The organism is Sphingomonas sp. 179-A 2A2 NHS (genome assembly GCF_045371305.1).
In the GTDB taxonomy this organism is placed as follows: domain Bacteria; phylum Pseudomonadota; class Alphaproteobacteria; order Sphingomonadales; family Sphingomonadaceae; genus Sphingomonas.
Genome location: NZ_JBIQDE010000003.1, coordinates 124,573 through 142,562, shown reverse-complemented (window position 1 = coordinate 142,562; position 17,990 = coordinate 124,573). Strand labels below are relative to the sequence as shown.

Genomic DNA, 17,990 nt, shown 5'->3' with positions numbered 1-17,990 from the left:
TCAGGCCACGCGGTTCTGGTCGATGACCGGGATGCGCATCGCCGGAGGCGCGGACCGCGGCCGGGTTTCGACCATGCTCGCCCGCGCCTTCGCCGAAGATCCGGCGATGAGCTGGATCTTTCCCGACCCCGTCGAGCGCGCGCGGCGCCTGCCGCGCCTGTTCGCGCTGCTGTTCGACGAGGATGCTGCCGGCATGCGGATCGTCACAGGCGGCGCCGAGGCGGCGACCTTGTGGCGGGGGCCCGGAAGGGCGAATACCAGTACCGCAACGATGTTGCGGCAGGCGTGGCCATTGTGGCGCGCGCTCGGAGCGAACATTCAGCGCGCGCTGAAGGTGTCGAACGCCATCGCGGCGCACATGCCCGCCGGCGACTTCTGGTACCTCCACATCGCCGGCTGCGATCCGGCTGCGCAGGGGAAGGGCCTGGGCGGCGCAGTGGTGCGGGCCGGCCTGACGCGCGCGGCGGGGCGGCTTCCCGCCTATCTCGAGACCGCGACCGAGCGGAACCTCGGTTTCTACCGCTCGCTCGGCTTCGAGATCACCGACGAATGGGTGGTGCCTGGGGGCGGGCCGCGCTTCTGGTCGATGCTCCGCCCGCCCGACTGATCACGCAGGGCGCGGCGTCGCGAGCGCCCGCTTCATCCAGCGATCGAACAAGTCAGGCCAGCGGGAACCGGGCAGTTCCGGCGGCAGATAGGCGGGCCCGAACCCGTGGCCGCCCTCCTGGAAGAAATGGGCTTCCACGGGAACGCGGGCGGCCTGGCAGGCCTGCATCATCGACAGCGGCTGCGCCAGCGGCACCAGCGGATCATCGAGCGCGTGGGCGATGAACACGGGCGGGCTGTCGCGGCGGACGCGGCGCGCGGTGTCGAAGCGGCCGGCGGCTTCCTTGCCAATGCGCATCACGTCGCCGGCAATAACCGGATAGACCAGCCCGGCGAACGCCGGCCGGGCAGAGCCATCGTCCGCGGCGTCGACCTTGGCGTAAACGGGATCGTCGTGCGCGACGATCAGGCTGGCGGCGAGGAGGCCGCCGGCCGAAAAGCCGACGATGCCGAGCTTCGCCGGATCGAAGCCGTCGGTGGAGGCGCGTGCGCGCACCAGCCGCATCGCGCGCTGCGCATCCTGCAAGGGCACGTCCTGCGGATCGGCCCAGCCTTCGCCGGGGAGCCGATAGCCGAGGACATAGACGGTCACGCCAAGTGGATTGAAGGTCCGCGCGACGTTGATGCCTTCGTTCTCGACCGAGATGAAGCGATAACCGCCACCGGGGATGGCGAGCAGCGCGCGGCCGTCCGGCTGCGACGCGCGATAGATGCCGACGACCGGATCAGCCACCCCGCGCAGGTGTAGCTCGCGGCGTGGGGGAGCGCCGTTCATCGCGAAATCGGGGCGCGGGAGCACCCGCGGCGCACCGGGCGCGCGGCCCGGCCATAGTCTGAAGTGGTCGGCGGGCGGCCAGGAAGTGACGGCGCCTGCTTGTCCCGGCTGCTGGCTTGGGGCCTGGGCACGGGCCAGTCCCGACATCATCGCGGCGCCAAGCGCGCCCCCAAGAACCATCCGACGATCGATCTGCACCACACCTCTCTCTCTTGCGACGGAGGGTGTGGCGCAAACCTGTCGTCAGGCCAAGCCGATCAGGCGAACAGCTTCGCCCAGCCGCGCTTCGCGCGATCCTTCCAGTGACCGCGGTGATAGGCGTCGGACGCCAGCAGCGGCATTACCGACCCGGCCTCGGCGAACACCATCTGCTCGATGCCGGTGTTCACCTTGCCCCACGACGCGGCTTCCTGCAGCGTCGAGGACGAGCAGGCGCCGTCGCGCACGTCGGCGACGGTGATCTGAACGGCGTACTTGTGAACCTCGACGTCCTCGTGACCAAGGATTTCGGCGCAGACGACGGTGTCCTGGATGAAGTTCTTCGGCACGCCGCCACCGATCATGAGCAGGCCCGTGGTGCCCGCCTTGATCTTGATCTCGGTCAGTTCGCGGAAGTCCGCGACCGCGTCGATCATCATGTACGGCTTGCCTTCCTTGGCGCGGTCGACCTGATGCTTGACGAGGCCGAAGCCGGCCGACGAGTCGACGAACGCCGGGCAGAAGATCGGCACGTCATGCTCATAGGCGAGCTTGACGAGGCTGTTCTCCTTCTTGCCGTGCTCGACGAGATACTTGCCCATCTCGCGGATGAAGGCGCGCGAGGAATAGGCCTTGGGTTCCAGCTCGTTCGCGATCTTGTTGATCGTAAAGTCGCAGTCCTGCAGCTGCTCCTCGTCGATGTAGGTGTCGTAGATGCGGTCGATGTACAGCGAGCGCAGCGTATCATCGTCGGGGATCTCAAGCGCCTGATAGTGCTTGTGGCCAAGGCCCTCGAAGAAATCCATGTCGACGATGGTGGCGCCGGTGGCGACGATCACGTCGACCATGTTGTTGCGCACCAGATCGGCATAGAGATCCATGCAGCCGCCGGCGCTGGTCGATCCGGCGATCACCAGGCACACGGTGCAATCCTTGTCCGCCAGCATCTCGTTGTAGATCTTCGTCGCGCGGCCGAGGTCGCGGCTGGTGAAGCTCATGTCGCTCATCGCGTCGACGATCGGGCGCGCGTCGAACGACTTGATGTCGATGTGCTTGACCTGCTTCGACAGCAGTTCCGCCTTGCGGGTGTCGTTGATCGGCGCGTTTGCCGCCGCGGTCTTCGTGAGGGTGTCAGTCATGGGTTGCTTCTCGCATGATGGCACACGTCGTTCGGAGGGGACGCGTTAACCCGTAAGAACGACGGCGCCCCTGCGAGCGCCGCCGTCTATTTCAATGTAAGCAGTCGGTTACAGCTTTACGACGTTGGACGCGGCCTCGCGTTCCAATGCAACGTAGAGCGACACCATCGGCTCGTCTTCGACGATCACCGTCTCGTCCGATCCGAAGCCGTTGAACGCGGTGCGCATCGCCGAGCCATAAGCGCCGAGCATGCCGATCTCGATATAATCCCCGGCGGTGATGTCCGCCGGCAGCAGGAACGGGCCTGCCATGTGATCGAGATCGTCGCAGGTTGGTCCGTAGAACGAGAAGGGATGATCGCGCACGGTCGACTGCGGCTCGCGCAGCAGCGTGACCGGGAAGCGCCAGCCGATGTGCGCCGCGTCGAACAGCGCGCCGTACGCGCCGTCGTTGATGTACAGCTCGTTGCCGCGGCGCTTTTCGACGCGCACGACGACGCTGCTGTACTCAGCGCACAACGCACGGCCCGGCTCTGCCCACAGTTCAGCCGAATAGCTGATCGGCAGGCTCTCGAATGCGCGGTGGATCGTCTCGAAATAGAGCTCCAGCGGCGGCGGCGCCATGTCCGGGTAGGACGACGGGAAGCCGCCGCCGACGTCGATCACGTCAACCGTGACGGCGGCATCGACGATCGCGGCCCGTACGCGCTCCATTGCCTCTGCATAAGCTTCCGGCGTCATTGCCTGGCTGCCGACGTGGAAGCAGATGCCGAGCGCATCGGCTGCCTGGCGGGCGGCGAACAGCAGCGGCTTCGCATCCTGCGCCGGCACGCCGAACTTCGACGCGAGGCTGAGCTTCGAATGCTCCGACGACACGCGCAGGCGGACGCACAGCGTGAGGTCAGCCGCGTTGCGCGTGGCGCGCATGATCTTGTCGAGCTCTTCGAGCGAATCGAGGCTGAACACGCGGACGCCGTGCGTGAAATACGCCTCCGCGATCGCTTCCTCGGCCTTCACCGGGTGCATGAAGCACAAGGTGGCTTCCGGCAGCGTGCGCGCGACCAGCCGCACCTCGGCGATCGAGGCGACGTCGAAATGCGTGATCCCGTTGTCCCAGAGGATCTGGATGAGCTCGGGCGACGGATTCGCCTTCACGGCATACATCGACCGGCCCGGGAACTTCTCCACGAAGAACCGGGCGGCGCGTGCCGCGGCGTGCGGACGCACGAGCGTCACCGGCTGAACTGGCTTGGCCTGTGCGATGTCGAGGGCGCTCGAAACAGAGTTGCGAGCAACGGTCGAGAGGGGCGCTAGCCCCAGCGCGCAATGATCCTGATGCAATTCAAGGGACCTCCAATGCCAGGAGGCAAGCCCCCGGTCTTCAGTTGCGAAACACTGCCTTGCGGTGGAAGTCCCATGGGGCAGCGGAGGCGCGAATTAGGGTCGGTGACCCCGCATGTAAAGAGTTTTCGAGGGAGGTTAATTGCGGCAAGGACGAACCGTGACGATCGTGCGACAACCCACCCGCGCCGGCGTGCGCGACGCGGCGGCGAAGATCGCTGCCGTTCTCCCGCCCACTCCCTTGTTTGTCCATGAAATCAACGGGGTGACCGTTGCCTTCAAGGCGGAGTCGCTGCAGCCGATTGGCGCGTTCAAGATCCGCGGCGCGTGGCATCGGCTGACCGCGCTGGACGAGGCGGCGCGTCGTCGCGGCGTCGTTGCCTTCTCCAGCGGCAATCACGCGCAGGGAATCGCCTGGGCGGCCAAGAGACTCGGCATGCCGGCGACGATCGTCATGCCGGCCGACGCACCGCGCGCGAAGGTGGAAGGCACGCTGGCGCTGGGCGCCGAGATCGTGAGCTATGACCGGGCAAGCGAATCGCGCGAGCAGATTGCGGCGCGGCTGGCCGAAGCGCGGGGCGCCACTCTAGTGCCGAGCTTCGACGATCCCTGGATCATCGAAGGGCAGGGATCTGCGGGGATCGAGGCGGCGGTCCAGATGACGGCGATGGGCCTTGGCGCGCCAGCGCACGTCGTGATCCCGTGCGGTGGCGGGGGTCTTGCGGCGGGAACGGCGCTGGCCCTGCCGGATGCCGCGGTCACGGTTGCGGAGCCCGAGGGCTGGGATGACATGCGCCGCAGCCTGGAGGCTAGCTGGATCCTGCCGGTGGGCGATTCGCCGCCACCGACCGCCTGCGACGCACTGATGACAAAGATTGTCTCGCCGCTGACCTTCGATGTCCTCTCGCGGCGTGATGCGACGGGCGTGGCGGTGAGCGAAGCGGAGACCGCCGCGGCACAGCGCTGGGCGGCGTATCGGCTTCGCCTGGTGGTGGAGCCGGGCGGAGCGGTGGCGCTTGCGGCTGTGCTGTCAGGCAAGGTCACGCCGCGCGCAGGGACGCTGGTGATTTTGTCGGGCGGCAACGTCGATGTTGAAGCTTATGCGCGCGTTATTGGAGGGAATGCAGGATGAACGCGGCGGCAACTGGCCTCGCAAGCGCCGCCCCGGCGATCGGAATGGTGGCGGCATTCGCCTGCGCGATCGGCGGCGGCTGGATGATCGCGAGCCGGCGTGATCCGAAGAAGGGGTGGCTGTTGATCATCATGGCAACAGTGCTGGTCGGCAACGTTGCGATCTGGACGATCTGATCTAAGCCTTGCTCCAACCGAAGCATCCCGCCGGAACGCCCGAGCCGCTGACGAGCAGCGCACCGCGGCGATAGAAGGCGGCACGGTTCGCCGGTGGAACGTCTAGCACGGCCACGCCCATGCCGGGTTCCGCCCACACCACCCGCGCATCGCTCTCGATCACCGCGTTCAGTGAGGCAGCGGGGTGTTGCCAGGGGGCGAAAACGACCACGGCAAATGGCTGACCGGGCGGCGGGCGGAGCGACCATCCCGCCAAGCCGGTCGCCAGGCCGCCGACCATCAGCAGTGCCACCGATGTGCCGCGCGGCTTGCCGAGGGCGGGTGGCCGGCGCAGCAGCAGCCAGCCGAGGATCACCGGAAGCACGCCGAACCCGACTGCCCAGCCGAGGTCCCAGGCCAGCGGGTTGGGGCTGTCGAGCCTGATGCGATGGATGCCGAGCAGCCAGTGTGAAAGAACGGCATCGAGAAGATGCCAGAGGCCGAAGCCGATCAGCAAGCCGCCCGCCAGCGCGCCGCTCTGCGCCGCGGGCTCCCGTCGGTTCCGCCACAGGCCCCAAACTCCGACTGCGGCGATGACATACATCAAGGCATGGAAATAGCCGTCCCACAGCACCTGCGCGCGGAGCGAGGTGACGCCGGGCACGAGGCTCAGCAGATGGTGCCATTGCAGGATCTGGTGAAGGAGGATCCCGTCGAAGAAGCCGCCCAGCGCAACGCCGAGCACGATCGACCATCGGGTCCACACGTTTCGGATCATGGCCTGCTCCTCCTCCGCGCGATGAACGCGGGGGAGAAGCGAGGGGTCCGAACGGCGGGCGGCTTGATACCGCCGGCAGTAACGTCAGCGGATCGGCGAGTTCGGATCGAGCCGCATGTCGAGGTAATTGTCGACCGACTTCATCAGGTCGTCCATTTCGTGCTCGAAGAAATGGTTCGCCTTCGGGATCACGTCATGATGAATCGTGATGTGCTTCTGCGTGCGCAGCTTGTCGACCAGCTTCTGCGTCGCCGGCGGCGTCGCCACTTCATCCTCCGCACCCTGGATGATGATGCCCGACGAGGGGCAGGGCGCAAGGAAGGTGAAGTCGTAGAGGTTGGCGGGCGGCGCAATCGAGATGAAGCCGCGGATCTCGGGGCGGCGCATCAGCAACTGCATGCCGATCCACGCGCCGAAGCTGAAGCCGGCGACCCAGGTGGTCGACGCCTCGGGGTGGAAGCTCTGCACCCAGTCCAGCGCGCTCGCCGCGTCCGACAGCTCGCCGACGCCATTGTCGAAAGTGCCCTGGCTCTTGCCGACGCCGCGGAAGTTGAAGCGCAGCGTGGCGAAGCCGCGGCGCTGGAACGTCTTGTAGAGCGCCTGAACGATGTGGTTGTTCATCGTGCCCCCGGCGGCCGGGTGCGGATGAAGGATCATCGCCACCGGTGCGCGTGGCTTCGGTGCGGGGGCAAAACGCCCTTCGAGGCGGCCCTCGGGGCCAGGAAAGATGACTTCGGGCATCGATACTCTTGTTTGTCAAAGCGACGCCGGGTGTGGCGCCGTGGTTGCTGCGCTATATAGGAGCGCGCATCAATTATGGAACGAGTTTTGCCTGAGCGCCTGTATCTTGATCATGCCGCGACCACGCCGATGACCGAAGCCGCGCGTGCGGCGATGGTGCAGGGCCTTGCGATTTGGGCGAATCCTTCCTCTCCGCACGCCGAGGGGCGCGCTGCCAAGGCCGCGCTGGAGGAGGCGCGGGTCGCTGTCGCCCGCGCTTATGGCTGGGGTGGCGAGGTGCTGTTCACCAGCGGCGCAAGCGAATCGCTTGGTCTTGCGCTCGGAAGAGCGATCGCCGGGCGGCGCATCGTATCCGCCGTGGAGCATGATGCGGTGATGCGTGCGGCGGGCGAGGGCGCGCAGATGGTGCCGGTCGGCGCCGACGGAGTGATCTCGCTCGTTGCTCTAGAGGAAATGCTGGCCGCCGCCGCGGAAAGCCGCGCGATCGTTTGCGTGCAATGGTGCAACAGCGAGACCGGGGTTCGCCAGCCGATCGCGGAGATCGCTGCTTTGACGAAGGCGGCCGGCGCGCTGCTGCTGATCGACGCGGCGCAGATGCCGGCGTCGAGCGAACTTGCCGACCACGCTGACTTCATCGCCATTTCGGGGCACAAGCGCGGCGGGCCGCCGGGGATCGGCGCGCTATTGGTGCGCGACCTCGCGACGCTGGTGCCCAGTGGCGGGCAGGAACGAGGCTATCGCGCGGGAACGGAAAACCTTCCCGCCGTGCTGGCCTTTGCTGCCGCACTCGCCGAGGCGGAGCCGGATCACGCGCCGCTTCGCGCACGGCTGGACGATGCGATCGTGCGCTCCGGCGGGATCGTTATCGCCGGGGACGCGCCGCGCCATGCCGCGATCGGCAGCTATCGACTGCCCGGTCTTGCCGCGAACGCCCAGCTCATCCGGCTCGATCTTGCGGGCATCGCCGTTTCGGCCGGAAGCGCGTGTGCGAGCGGCAGCCTCAAGCCAAGCCATGTGCTGCGCGCCATGGGCTGGAGCGAGGAGGCGACACGCGAAGTGATCCGCGTCAGCTTCGGCCGGCCTACCACGGAGGCAGATGTCGACCGCTTCATTCACGCATGGCGCGGCATGACCCGCAACGCACGGAACCTCGCCGCATGACCTATCTTGATTATCAGGCGACGACGCCGCTCGCGCCGGAAGCCTTCGACGCGATGGTGCCGTGGCTGCGCGACCAGTTCGCCAATCCCCATTCGCCGAGCCGCATCGGGCGCGCCGCCAAGGCCGCCGTGGAAGTCGCGCGGAACCAGATCGCGGAATTGCTGCCGCCGGGCGGCCGCGTGGTGTTCACCAGCGGCGCGACCGAAGCGTTGAACTGGGCAATCAAGGGAAGCGGCGGCTCCATCGTCACCATCGCGAGCGAACACGCAGCGGTGCTCGATACGGCGCGGGGCGAGGTGGCGAGCGGCCGGGAAGTGACCGTGCTGCCGGTTCGTCCTGACGGACGGATCGATCTGTGGGTGGCGCGGCGCGTGTTGAAGCAAGGCGCGGGGCTGTTCGCCGCCATGCTGGTGAACAACGAGATCGGGGTGATGCAGCCGGTCAGCGATCTCACGCGCATGGCGCGGGAGCGCGGCATTCTGGTCTTGTGCGACGCGGTGCAGGGCTATGGCCGGGTCGCCATCCCGGAAGAATGCGACCTCATTGCCTTGTCCGCCCACAAGATCCACGGGCCGAAGGGGATCGGTGCCTTGTGGGTGCGCGACGGGGTGTCACTCGATCCGCTGCTTCACGGGGGTGATCAGGAAGGTGGACGTTCGGGGACGCTCAGCCCGGCGCTGTGCGTTGGCTTCGGCGTCGCCGCCCGGCTGATGGCGGAGCGGCACGAGGCGGACGCAGCGCATGTTGAGCGGCTGTGGCAGATCGCGACCGAGCGGCTCACCGGCTGGACACTGAATGGCGCGGCCGAGGAGCGCTATCGCGGCAATCTCAACGTCCGCCGGCGCGGGCTCGACGTCAACCGGCTGATGAGCGACTGCCGCGACATCGCCTTTTCCGCCGGGTCCGCCTGCGCCAGCGGGTCTGGACGGCCGAGCCACGTGCTGAGGGCGATTGGGCTTTCGGATGCCGAGGCGCGCAGCTCGATCCGGCTTGGCTTCGGCCGCTATACCACGGAACAGGAGTTGCAGGGCGCGCTCGATCAGTTGGTGGCGGCTGCCGATTCGCAGCGGGTTGCAGCGTGAAGGTTCGCTTCGTTGCCGCCGATGGCGAAACGGTGGAGGCGGAGGCAAGCGCCGGAGAGCGGCTGCTCGACGTCGGCCAGCGCGTCGGCATGCCGCTGGAGGGGACGTGCGAAGGCGATCTCGCCTGTGCCACATGCCACGTGATCGTTGCTCCGGAAGATTTCGAGCGCCTCACGCCCGCCGCCGAGGAGGAAGAGGACATGCTCGATCTCGCTTATGGCGCCACGCGGACCAGCCGATTGTCGTGCCAGATCGTGCTCGATGATGCGCTGGACGGGCTCACGGTGCGTATTCCCGGCTGAGCGCGCTTGATCAGTTGGCACGCCTTCGCCATATGGCGCGCGGGAGTCGGGCGGACGTGGTCGTCGCCAACCTGGTCAGATCCTGACGGAAGCAGCCACAACGATTTCGCCTCGGGTCGTTCCGGCTCCCACCTTCCCGCCATCATGGGTCGCGGGGCCTCCCAGCATCAACGCCATTCTGCAGCCCCATGTCCTACGGCGAGGACGTGCGATGAACCCGCGAATGTGCGGAAGCGTAAATCTACCACCTGACTCGTCGGGGCCGAGCGCCTATGGCGAACAAGTGCGCGACACCCTCAACTTCCTCAACATTCGCGGCTGCTGATGACCGACACGCTCCTTGGCCTTGACGAACCGGCGCAGCCCCGCCGCGGCGGCGAGGCATATCGCGTTCTCGCCCGCAAATATCGGCCGCAGACCTTCCAGGCCCTGATCGGGCAGGAGGCGATGGTCCGCACGCTCGAGAATGCGATTAAGCGCGACCGGATCGCCCATGCCTTCCTGCTCACCGGGGTGCGCGGGGTGGGCAAGACGTCGACGGCGCGGCTGATCGCCAAGGCACTGAACTGCATCGGGCCGGACGGGCAGGGTGGCCCGACGATCGATCCATGCGGTGTATGCGAACCCTGCCGCGCGATCGCAGAGGGCCGTCATATCGACGTGATCGAGATGGACGCGGCGAGCCACACTGGCATCGACGACATCCGCGAGATCATCGAGGCGTCGCGCTACGCGGCAGTCTCTGCGCGGTACAAGGTCTATATCATCGACGAAGTTCACATGCTGTCGAAGGCGGCCTTCAATGGGCTGCTGAAGACGCTGGAGGAGCCGCCAGGGCATGTGAAGTTCCTGTTCGCGACGACCGAGGTGAACAAGGTGCCGGTGACGGTGTTGTCACGGTGCCAGCGCTTCGATCTTCGCCGCATTCCGGCGGAAAAGCTTGCGGAGCATTTCGCCGCCGTCACCGCGCAGGAGGGCGTTTCGGCCGAGGCGGAAGCGCTGGCGCTGATTGCGCGCGCCGCCGAAGGCTCAGCGCGTGACGGCCTGTCGATCCTCGACCAGGCGATCGCCCATGCCGATCTGGAGGGTAGCGGGGTCACAGCGGCCGCCGTGCGTGAGATGCTCGGCCTGTCCGATCGCGGCGCCATCCGCGATCTGCTGGGGCTTCTCTTGTCCGGCGACGGCCCGGAATCGCTCGCCGCGCTGCGCCGGCAGTATGATTATGGTGTTGATCCGCTGGGCGTGTTCGGTGCGTTGCTGGAGGCGATCCATGGCGTGACGCTCGCCAAGGTCGGCACGGCAGAGGACCCCGCACAGCCCGCCGAGGAGCGCGAGGCGTATCGCACCTGGGCGCAGAGCCTGTCCTTTCCGTTGCTTCACCGACTGTGGCAGCTGCTGCTGAAGGGCCATGAGGAAGTGTCGCGCGCGGCGCTGCCGATCGAGACGGCCGAGATGGCGCTTCTGCGCATCATCCACGCGCGAAGCCTGCCCGATCCGGGCGAACTGGCGCGCCAGATCACCGGCGGCGAGCCCGCCGCGAGTGGGGCCGCCAACGCATCGGGCGCCGCCCCGCCTGCGATGACGCCGGCACCCGTTGCGACGGCGCGTGCGCACGCTGAACAGGCTCCTCCTGCATTGCCGGCGACTTTCGCTGATCTCGTCGCAGCGCTGGAGGAGAACGGCCACCATCTGCTGGCGGTGCGGTTAGGCCATGGTGCCCGTATCGTCAGCTATGAGCCGCCCGAGATCGTGTTCAGCGGCTCACGACCCATCGCTGCGGATACGCTCGCGGAGACGGCGACGGCGCTCCGCAGCATCACCGGCACGGCGTGGAAACTCTCGATGCTTGATGCGCCGGGGGAACCGACGCTGAAGGAAGCCGCTGATGCTGCTGCGGAAGAGGAACGCCAGAAGGTGCTCGCGTCGCCGCTGGTAAAGGCCGCGATGGAGGCCTTTCCCGATGCCGAATTGATCGACTGGCCCAAGAAGAGGAACCACGCGTGAAGGATATCAATGAACTGCTCGCTGCTGCGCAAAGCGCTGCGGAGAACGTGCAGAAGCAGATGGACGAGGCCCAGGCCACGCTCGACAAGATCGAGGTGGAGGGCGTCTCCGGCGGCGGCCTCGTGAAGATCAAGGCGACCGCCAAGGGCCGGATTCTGACGGTCGCGATCGATGATTCGCTGATCGTTCTGTCCGAAAAGCAGATGCTCGAGGATCTCGTCGCGGCGGCGTTCAACGATGCGCGGGCGAAGGCGGATGCCGCATCGTCTCAGGAAATGGCGAAGATGACGAGCGGCCTGCCGCTGCCGCCGGGTTTCAAGTTGCCGTTCTGATCTGTGCTCGGCGCGATCAGTTGAGGCACGCGTCCAGCTTTTCGCGCCGCACCACGGCCACTTGGCGAGCGATCCGGTCGCCATGGCGGCGGACGAAGCCGCGCGGCGCGATCGCCGCCCGCTTCTTCGGGAGAGGCAGCACGGCCGCAATCCGCCCCGCCTCGGTCGGCGTCAGCCGCTTGGCGGAGTGGTTGAAGTACCGAATCGCGCCGGCCTCGGCGCCATAGGTGCCGATGCCCGTCTCGGCGACGTTGAGGTACACCTCCATGATGCGGCGCTTGCCCCATAGCGTTTCGATCAGCAGCGTGAACCACGCTTCCACTGCCTTGCGCAGATAACCACCGCCCTGGAACAGGAAGACGTTCTTGGCGGTCTGCTGGCTGATCGTGGAACCGCCGCGGATCCGCCCGCCTTTCGCGTTACGATAGGCCGCGCCGGCGATCGCCTCCAAATCGAAGCCGTTATGACTGCAGAAGCGCGCGTCCTCGCCCGCGATCGCCGCACGCGCCATGTTCGGATCGATCTCGCTGAGCGGCCGCCATTCCTTGGTCACCGATCGGCCATTGAGCAGATCCCCGGCCATGGTGAGCGTGAACGGCGGCGGCACGAAGCGCAGGATGATCACCCAGAGAACCGACAGCGCGATGCACCAGACACCCGTCTTGACGACCAGGTGAATTATACGTGCCGTTATTGTCCGCTTCGGCCGGTTGGCGGACAGCCTATTGGTCGTGTTCGCCGCCACTCTTCGATCTCACAGGCTAACGGTTGAAGGCGGCTGTGCATGATTGCTTCGGACCACGCTCGGTCCTGACTGGGCCGGCACGAGCTCGCCTGCCTGCTTCTTGGTCAGACAAGCGAGGCGCCTTGCTTCCATCCGGATGCTGCCGCGAGCTGTATCCTCGGAAGCCAGCCACTCTTCGCGCTGGGATCTTGCCAACCGCTTGGTTTCCGCCCGCATTCCATGCTCCGCCGCGCGCAGGACAGCCATTGAGTTCTCGTTCTCTTCGGCCATGCTTCCCCTCGTCGGCAGCTGGCGAACCTATAGATGGCGCCGGCGGCGTTCAAGATTGCGCAACCTGCTTCAGGTGCGGCGCAAGGCGGGCCCACCCTCTCTAAGCCCTGTTGAAGTTCCCTTGATTTCGCCGTGCGGTGTCGGTTGGCGCCGATGTAGGTCGATCGCCCCAATCTTCCTGCGTCAGACAGATTCGCAGGCTGGTTGCGTGATGATATTGACGCCAAAGATTGCAGCGCCAAGCCGCGACGCAGATGCAGCAACGTGGCATTGTACGAGCGGACAGCGCCGCACTTGACCCGCGTGCCACAGCTCAGGAAGGCTGCGCTACCGATTGAGAGGAAGGGGCCGAACGGGGATTAAGCGCCTGGCGCTTCGTCTAGGACGAAGCTGCCAGTTCCGGAGCATTGCTGAGAGCTATCCCAGCTAACCCGCTGATATAATGGTGGACGCACTAGGGCTCGAACCTAGGACCCGCTGATTAAGAGTCAGCTGCTCTACCAACTGAGCTATGCGTCCGTGATCGTGGTGGGCGGCTGCCCCGATCGGGAGGCGGTCAATTAGCATCGATCGCGGGACGCGCAAGTGCTTTTTATCGTCACCACCCCTGTTCGCCGCGATTATTTCGATCGATCGACATCAGGATGCCCAGGCACAGGAAAACCGTCATCTGCGCGGACCCGCCAAAGCTGACGAGCGGGAGGGGGATGCCGACGACGGGCGCCAGGCCCATCACCATCATGAGGTTGATCGCGACGTAGAAGAAGATCGTGGTAGCCAGGCCAGCGGCCGTCAGCTTCGCAAAGCGGCTGCGCGCGCGCATGCCGACATCCACGCCCCAGCGGATCACCAGCAAATAGGCGCCGATAATGAAGAGGCCGCCGAGCAGGCCCCATTCCTCCGCCATGGTGGCGAAGACGAAGTCGGTATGGCCCTCGGGCAGGTAATCGAGATGGCTCTGCGTGCCGTTGAGGAAGCCTTTGCCGGTGATCCCGCCTGACCCGATCGCGATCTTCGACTGGCTGATGTGGTATCCGGTGCCGAGTGGATCGCTTTCCGGATCCATGAAGATCAGCACGCGGTTGCGCTGATAATCGTGGAGGAGAAAGTTCACCGCCAACGGCGCGGCGATCGCGAGTGCAAGTGCGCCGCCGACGAACAGCCGCAGCGGAACGCCGGCGAGGAACATCACGGTCAAGCCCCCGGCCGTGATCATGAGTGCGGTTCCGAGATCAGGCTGGAGCATCACCAGGCCCGCCGGAAGCCCGATCAGGAGCGCAGCGGGCCAGATCGCCCCGAAGCGCCGGGTCTCGTTGGGAGGCAGCATTTCATAGAAGCGCGCGCAGGCCAGAACGATCGCAGGCTTCATCAACTCGGATGGTTGAAGGCGTATAAAGCCAAGGTCGAGCCAGCGCTGGCTTCCGCCGCGCACCGCGCCAAGCAGTTCAACCAAGAACAGGAGGACGACGATGACGACATAGCCGGGGAGGGCTGCTTGGCGCCAGACATCCTCTCGAACCCGGGATATGATGATCGCGCCGAACAGGAAAATCGCGAAGCGGATGCCCTGAGACATCGCCCACGGGCGCATGCTCCCTCCCGCTGCGGAATAAAGCACGACCAGTCCAAAAGTGGCGATCGCGATTACCAGCAGCAGCATCCGCCACGGCAGGCGTGCGAGGGGGGCAGGGACGATCGAGGGGCCGTTCATTGCTGATCAGACGGTTCCGTGGTTCCGATGCTCGCGGGCCCCACGCCATTGGCGATATCGCCGACAGTCGCCTCCTGGCTCGCCGATGATGCGTCGGTCGCTTGCCGCACCGCGGGCGCGGCGGTCGGCGCGGGAGCATTGGTTTCGGTCGCCACTGCCTGAGCCGGGGCCGGGGCATTGGTAGCGGCGCGATAGGCGGCTTCCTGGGCTGCCATACGCGTCCGGATATCACCGCCCCAGGTGGGTTCGACTTCCTCGAGCGCCTTCATCGCCCGTGGCTTATCGAAAAGGTACGTCATGATATCCCGGCCGATCATCGGTGTGTCGAGGTTCCGGACCGTATGGCCGTTATGCTCAAGGACGACCGCCGCGGCATAGCGAGGCTTGTCGGCTGGGGCGAAGCAGATGAACAATGCGTGGTCGCGAAGCTTGAACGGCAATTGCGCGTTGCTCAGCACACCGCGCCGCCGCTCTGCCAACGTAATGCGGCGCACCTGCGCCGTACCGGTTTTTGCAGCGAGTTCGACGCCAGGCACGTGCATCCGAGATGCACCGCCCGTGCCGCCGCCGTTCACCACCTTCCACATCGATTCGCGGACAATCTCGAGGTTCTCCGGGCGGAACGGCAGCGGCGCAGCATCGGCATGGACACGGTCGGCAAGGAGGCTCGGCTGCAGCATTCGACCGGCACCGATCCGCATGGACATCACGGCAAGTTGGAGCGGATTGGCCAGAACATAGCCTTGACCGATCGACGCGTTGAGCGAATCGGCGACGGTCCATTTCGTCTTATATTTCCGCTGCTTCCACTCGCTATCTGGCACCGTCCCGTAGCGTTGCGTGGAGAACGGAAGATCGAATTTTTGCCCCAAACCCAACGCACGGGCCACGGGAGCAACGCGGTCGTATCCGAGACGACGGATCATCTCGTAAAAGTAGATGTCGCAACTTTGCGCCACCGCAGTGCGCAGATCCATTGGGCCGTGGCCCCGGCGCTTGTGGCAGTGGAACACCCCCGTGCCGACACGCATCGCCCCGCTGCAGAACACACGGTCGTTGGGATCGATGCCGGCTTCGAGCAACGCGAGGCCGTTCATCGGCTTAACGGTGGAGCCAGGGGGATAGAGACCCTGAGTTACCTTGTTCATCAGGGGCACGTGATCATCCGCGGACAGCATCTTCCATTCGAGATGACTGATCCCGTCGGAGAAGCTGTTCGGATCGTAGGCCGGCATGGAGGCCATGCAGAGCATCTCGCCGGTGAGGCAGTCGAACACGACCGCCGAACCGGAGTTGGTGCCGAGCCGCCGGGCGGCATATTCCTGAAGCCCGGAATCGATCGTCAGCCGCTGCGTCTTGCCGGGCACGTCAGGCCGGGTCGCGAGTTCGGCGACCAGCTTACCGCGTGCGGTGACCTCGATCCGCTTGGCACCTGGCTTGCCTCGCAAGACTGGTTCCAAGGTCTTCTCAAGACCATCCTTGCCGATCTTGAATCCAGGTGTGAGGAGTAGCGGGTCCCGCGTCTTCTTGAATTGCTCGGCATTCGCACTGCCCACATAGCCGGTGAGGTGCGCCACGGCGGCGCCGGCCGGATAGTTTCGCGCGAACCCACGGGTGGGAGCGACGCCGGGAAGCTCAGGCTGGCGCACTTGTACGGCAGCGAATTGCTCCCAGCTGACATTCTCGGCGACCTTTACCGGTTGGAAGCCAGCCGCCGTTTTGAGGTCGGCACGAATTCGCAAAAGATCCTCGTCGTTTAGCGACAGGAGCTGCTTTAGTGCTGTAAGTGTCCTCTCCACGTCGCGCACGCGATCGGGAATGAGATCGACTCGGAAATCCGTACGGTTGTCGGCGATCGGATGACCATTGCGATCAACCAGCCAGCCGCGACGCGGCGGGATCAGCGTCATGTTGACGCGGTTGCTTTCGCTCAGCAGCTGGTAGCGCTCGTTCTCCGCCACTGAAAGCCACGCCATGCGGCCGGCCAGCATGCCGCCAACGCCAAGCTGCGCCGCGCCCAGAAGCCAGGCGCGTCGCGAAAAGGTATAGCCTTGCTGCGCCTCGGTAGCGATGCGGGGAGGTCGGCTCATTGCGCGATGCGCCGGCGGTCTACCCAGGCAATGACACGGGCGGCGAAGGGAAAGAGGAGGATCGTCACGGCGATCTGGGGCAGTAGCACAAAATCAACGTGCGCTCCGAGGGGGGATGCCAGTAAGCGGCCGCCGACGAGGCAGAAGGTGATCGCCACCGCTGCGATCAGCCAGTCCTGCGCGAAGGCGCGGAAGATCGTCCGCTGGTCGAACAGATCAATCATGAAAAAGACGAGCGTCCACAACAGCATGGCGCTGCCGAGCGGCTGACCGCTGAGGCAATCGTCGAACAGGCCGAGCAGCGCCGGGCTCCAGCGGCGCAACGCCAGCGGCGCGAGGAGGCGCCAGGCAAGGAGCATGAGGAGGCCAAACGGGGGCATCACCGGGAAGGTGGCGGCGATGGGGAAGATCGTAACGAGGGAGCCCGCCATTACCGTCAGCCATGGCAAAGCACGCGCGCGCGCCGGTGGAAGCGGCGTCTGAAAGGGCTTGGGCGGCGGGATCATGGTTGCCCGGCGGTCACCGACGGTTCGCCGACGGCCTTGGGTGGTGTGGGAATGGGGCCGGGTGGCACGATGAAGGGCGCGCTGACGAGCGCAAAGTCAAAGGTGTCGGGGTGGCCAAAGGGACGCGCCGGCGCGTTGTCGCTTCCCCGGCCGGTAACCTGGGCAACAAGGACGCCCGGCATGAAGATGCCCCCGGTGCCCGACGTGACGAAGCGATCGCCCGGACGCAGATTCGCGTTCGCCGTTCCGACCGAGCGGATTTCGAGCATGCCGTCGCCGCGCCCCGCCGCAAGCGCAGGGAGGCCGTCACCAATGCGACGAACGGGGATGACGCTTTCGGGATCTGTAGCCAGCAGCACACGGGCGCTGTTTGGGCCCGTCTCCACGACACGCCCGATCAGGCCGTCCGGCCCGCGGACCGGCATACCTGGGCGAACGCCATGCCAGCGGCCAGCGTTGAGGAGGCCGAAACGGCGCGTACTCGATGCGCTGGAACTGACGATCCGTGCGGTAGCGACCAAGGCGGGAGTCGAGTCGCGCAGTTGGAGAACGGCGCGCAGCCGACGGTTGTCACGCACGATGATGCGCGCCTGAACCAAGGCATCGTGCGTGCGCGCGACCTCCGCACGAAGCGCCTCATTTTCGCCGTGGACGCGAAAATAGGTGGAGATCGTCTCCGGCACGGCAGCCACGCCGCGCAGCACTGCCGACAGCGACGAGGAGACGGGCACCGTCACCGTGCTGGCGGTGGAGCGGAGCGCCGCAAAGGCGGGCGGATTGAATTGCGACAGGATGAGCAATACCGCGCCCACCAGCGCTCCCGCGATGGCGAGGATATAGCTCAAGAAGAGCGAATATTGCGCCCGTCGCGAAAAACCCGGGCGCCGGTCCCGCGTCGGCGCCATTCGCTAATCCTCTCTCA

Annotated in this window: 19 protein-coding genes, 1 tRNA gene and 1 other RNA gene; 9 read left to right on the top strand and 12 right to left on the bottom strand. The window is 66.0% G+C overall.

Annotated elements, in window-relative coordinates; genetic code table 11:
* The first annotated feature begins 22 nt into the window (after positions 1 to 22).
* Positions 23 to 607, top strand: a complete 585-nt coding sequence (locus ACH0AE_RS07040; RefSeq protein WP_406875599.1) for a GNAT family N-acetyltransferase — start codon at positions 23 to 25, stop codon at positions 605 to 607.
* On the opposite strand, the gene ACH0AE_RS07035 is transcribed toward ACH0AE_RS07040, so the two are convergent.
* The 3 genes from ACH0AE_RS07035 to ACH0AE_RS07025 form a co-directional block, all read right to left on the bottom strand.
* A complete protein-coding gene (locus tag ACH0AE_RS07035; RefSeq protein ID WP_294443466.1) occupies positions 608 to 1,579 on the bottom strand; it encodes an alpha/beta hydrolase in 972 nt (323 codons plus the stop codon).
* A 59-nt stretch (positions 1,580 to 1,638) separates the two neighbouring features.
* Positions 1,639 to 2,718 (bottom strand): 1,9-bis(guanidino)-5-aza-nonane synthase, encoded by a 1,080-nt coding sequence (locus ACH0AE_RS07030; RefSeq protein WP_231022206.1) that lies wholly within the window; start codon positions 2,716 to 2,718, stop codon positions 1,639 to 1,641.
* 108 nt (positions 2,719 to 2,826) lie between these two features.
* On the bottom strand, positions 2,827 to 4,059 hold the full coding sequence (locus ACH0AE_RS07025) for a type III PLP-dependent enzyme (protein WP_294445138.1): 1,233 nt from the start codon (positions 4,057 to 4,059) through the stop codon (positions 2,827 to 2,829).
* Positions 4,060 to 4,219: 160 nt separating this feature from the next.
* Between ACH0AE_RS07025 and ACH0AE_RS07020 the strand changes: the two genes are divergently transcribed.
* The gene (locus ACH0AE_RS07020) at positions 4,220 to 5,191 is read left to right on the top strand and encodes a threonine/serine dehydratase (RefSeq protein WP_294445137.1); all 972 of its coding nucleotides are present in this window, start codon (positions 4,220 to 4,222) and stop codon (positions 5,189 to 5,191) included.
* On the top strand, positions 5,188 to 5,367 hold the full coding sequence (locus ACH0AE_RS07015; RefSeq protein ID WP_294445136.1) for a hypothetical protein: 180 nt from the start codon (positions 5,188 to 5,190) through the stop codon (positions 5,365 to 5,367). The genes ACH0AE_RS07020 and ACH0AE_RS07015 overlap by 4 nt, the downstream gene beginning before the upstream one ends.
* A 1-nt stretch (position 5,368) precedes the next feature.
* Here the strand turns inward: ACH0AE_RS07015 and ACH0AE_RS07010 are convergent, their stop codons facing one another.
* The gene (locus ACH0AE_RS07010) at positions 5,369 to 6,124 is read right to left on the bottom strand and encodes a DUF2243 domain-containing protein (protein ID WP_294445135.1); all 756 of its coding nucleotides are present in this window, start codon (positions 6,122 to 6,124) and stop codon (positions 5,369 to 5,371) included.
* Positions 6,125 to 6,208: 84 nt separating this feature from the next.
* The gene (locus tag ACH0AE_RS07005; protein WP_294445134.1) at positions 6,209 to 6,865 is read right to left on the bottom strand and encodes an alpha/beta hydrolase; all 657 of its coding nucleotides are present in this window, start codon (positions 6,863 to 6,865) and stop codon (positions 6,209 to 6,211) included.
* A gap of 75 nt (positions 6,866 to 6,940) precedes the next feature.
* Here ACH0AE_RS07005 and ACH0AE_RS07000 point away from each other — a divergent pair, with 75 nt between their 5' ends.
* The 6 genes from ACH0AE_RS07000 (at position 6,941) to ACH0AE_RS06975 (ending at position 11,746) form a co-directional block, all read left to right on the top strand.
* On the top strand, positions 6,941 to 8,026 hold the full coding sequence (locus ACH0AE_RS07000; RefSeq protein WP_406875596.1) for a cysteine desulfurase family protein: 1,086 nt from the start codon (positions 6,941 to 6,943) through the stop codon (positions 8,024 to 8,026).
* A complete protein-coding gene (locus tag ACH0AE_RS06995) occupies positions 8,023 to 9,108 on the top strand; it encodes a cysteine desulfurase family protein (RefSeq protein WP_294444669.1) in 1,086 nt (361 codons plus the stop codon). The genes ACH0AE_RS07000 and ACH0AE_RS06995 overlap by 4 nt, the downstream gene beginning before the upstream one ends.
* Positions 9,105 to 9,410, top strand: a complete 306-nt coding sequence (locus tag ACH0AE_RS06990) for a 2Fe-2S iron-sulfur cluster-binding protein (protein ID WP_294444670.1) — start codon at positions 9,105 to 9,107, stop codon at positions 9,408 to 9,410. The genes ACH0AE_RS06995 and ACH0AE_RS06990 overlap by 4 nt, the downstream gene beginning before the upstream one ends.
* A 38-nt stretch (positions 9,411 to 9,448) precedes the next feature.
* Positions 9,449 to 9,546, top strand: an RNA gene (gene ffs, locus ACH0AE_RS06985) — signal recognition particle sRNA small type.
* Positions 9,547 to 9,734: 188 nt separating this feature from the next.
* Positions 9,735 to 11,414: a DNA polymerase III subunit gamma/tau gene (locus ACH0AE_RS06980; protein WP_294444671.1), complete on the top strand. Its 1,680-nt coding sequence runs from the start codon at positions 9,735 to 9,737 to the stop codon at positions 11,412 to 11,414.
* Complete coding sequence (locus tag ACH0AE_RS06975; RefSeq protein ID WP_294444672.1) at positions 11,411 to 11,746, top strand: YbaB/EbfC family nucleoid-associated protein; 336 nt, start codon at positions 11,411 to 11,413, stop codon at positions 11,744 to 11,746. The genes ACH0AE_RS06980 and ACH0AE_RS06975 overlap by 4 nt, the downstream gene beginning before the upstream one ends.
* 16 nt (positions 11,747 to 11,762) lie before the next feature.
* Here the strand turns inward: ACH0AE_RS06975 and mtgA are convergent, their stop codons facing one another.
* The 7 genes from mtgA to mreC all read right to left on the bottom strand — a co-directional run bounded on the left by mtgA (position 11,763) and on the right by mreC (position 17,973).
* Entirely contained in the window at positions 11,763 to 12,425 is a 663-nt protein-coding gene (gene mtgA / locus ACH0AE_RS06970; RefSeq protein ID WP_406875677.1) for a monofunctional biosynthetic peptidoglycan transglycosylase, read from the bottom strand.
* Between the two features lie 75 nt (positions 12,426 to 12,500).
* The gene (locus ACH0AE_RS06965; protein WP_294444673.1) at positions 12,501 to 12,761 is read right to left on the bottom strand and encodes a hypothetical protein; all 261 of its coding nucleotides are present in this window, start codon (positions 12,759 to 12,761) and stop codon (positions 12,501 to 12,503) included.
* Between the two features lie 443 nt (positions 12,762 to 13,204).
* A tRNA-Lys gene (locus tag ACH0AE_RS06960) sits at positions 13,205 to 13,280 on the bottom strand.
* Positions 13,281 to 13,359: 79 nt separating this feature from the next.
* Entirely contained in the window at positions 13,360 to 14,472 is a 1,113-nt protein-coding gene (gene rodA / locus ACH0AE_RS06955; protein WP_294444675.1) for a rod shape-determining protein RodA, read from the bottom strand.
* Complete coding sequence (mrdA, locus tag ACH0AE_RS06950; protein ID WP_294444676.1) at positions 14,469 to 16,562, bottom strand: penicillin-binding protein 2; 2,094 nt, start codon at positions 16,560 to 16,562, stop codon at positions 14,469 to 14,471. The genes rodA and mrdA overlap by 4 nt, the downstream gene beginning before the upstream one ends.
* Positions 16,559 to 16,993, bottom strand: coding sequence for a rod shape-determining protein MreD (gene mreD / locus ACH0AE_RS06945; protein ID WP_294444677.1), 435 nt, complete (start codon positions 16,991 to 16,993; stop codon positions 16,559 to 16,561). The genes mrdA and mreD overlap by 4 nt, the downstream gene beginning before the upstream one ends.
* A gap of 71 nt (positions 16,994 to 17,064) precedes the next feature.
* Complete coding sequence (gene mreC / locus ACH0AE_RS06940) at positions 17,065 to 17,973, bottom strand: rod shape-determining protein MreC (protein ID WP_294444678.1); 909 nt, start codon at positions 17,971 to 17,973, stop codon at positions 17,065 to 17,067.
* Positions 17,974 to 17,990: the final 17 nt, after the last annotated feature.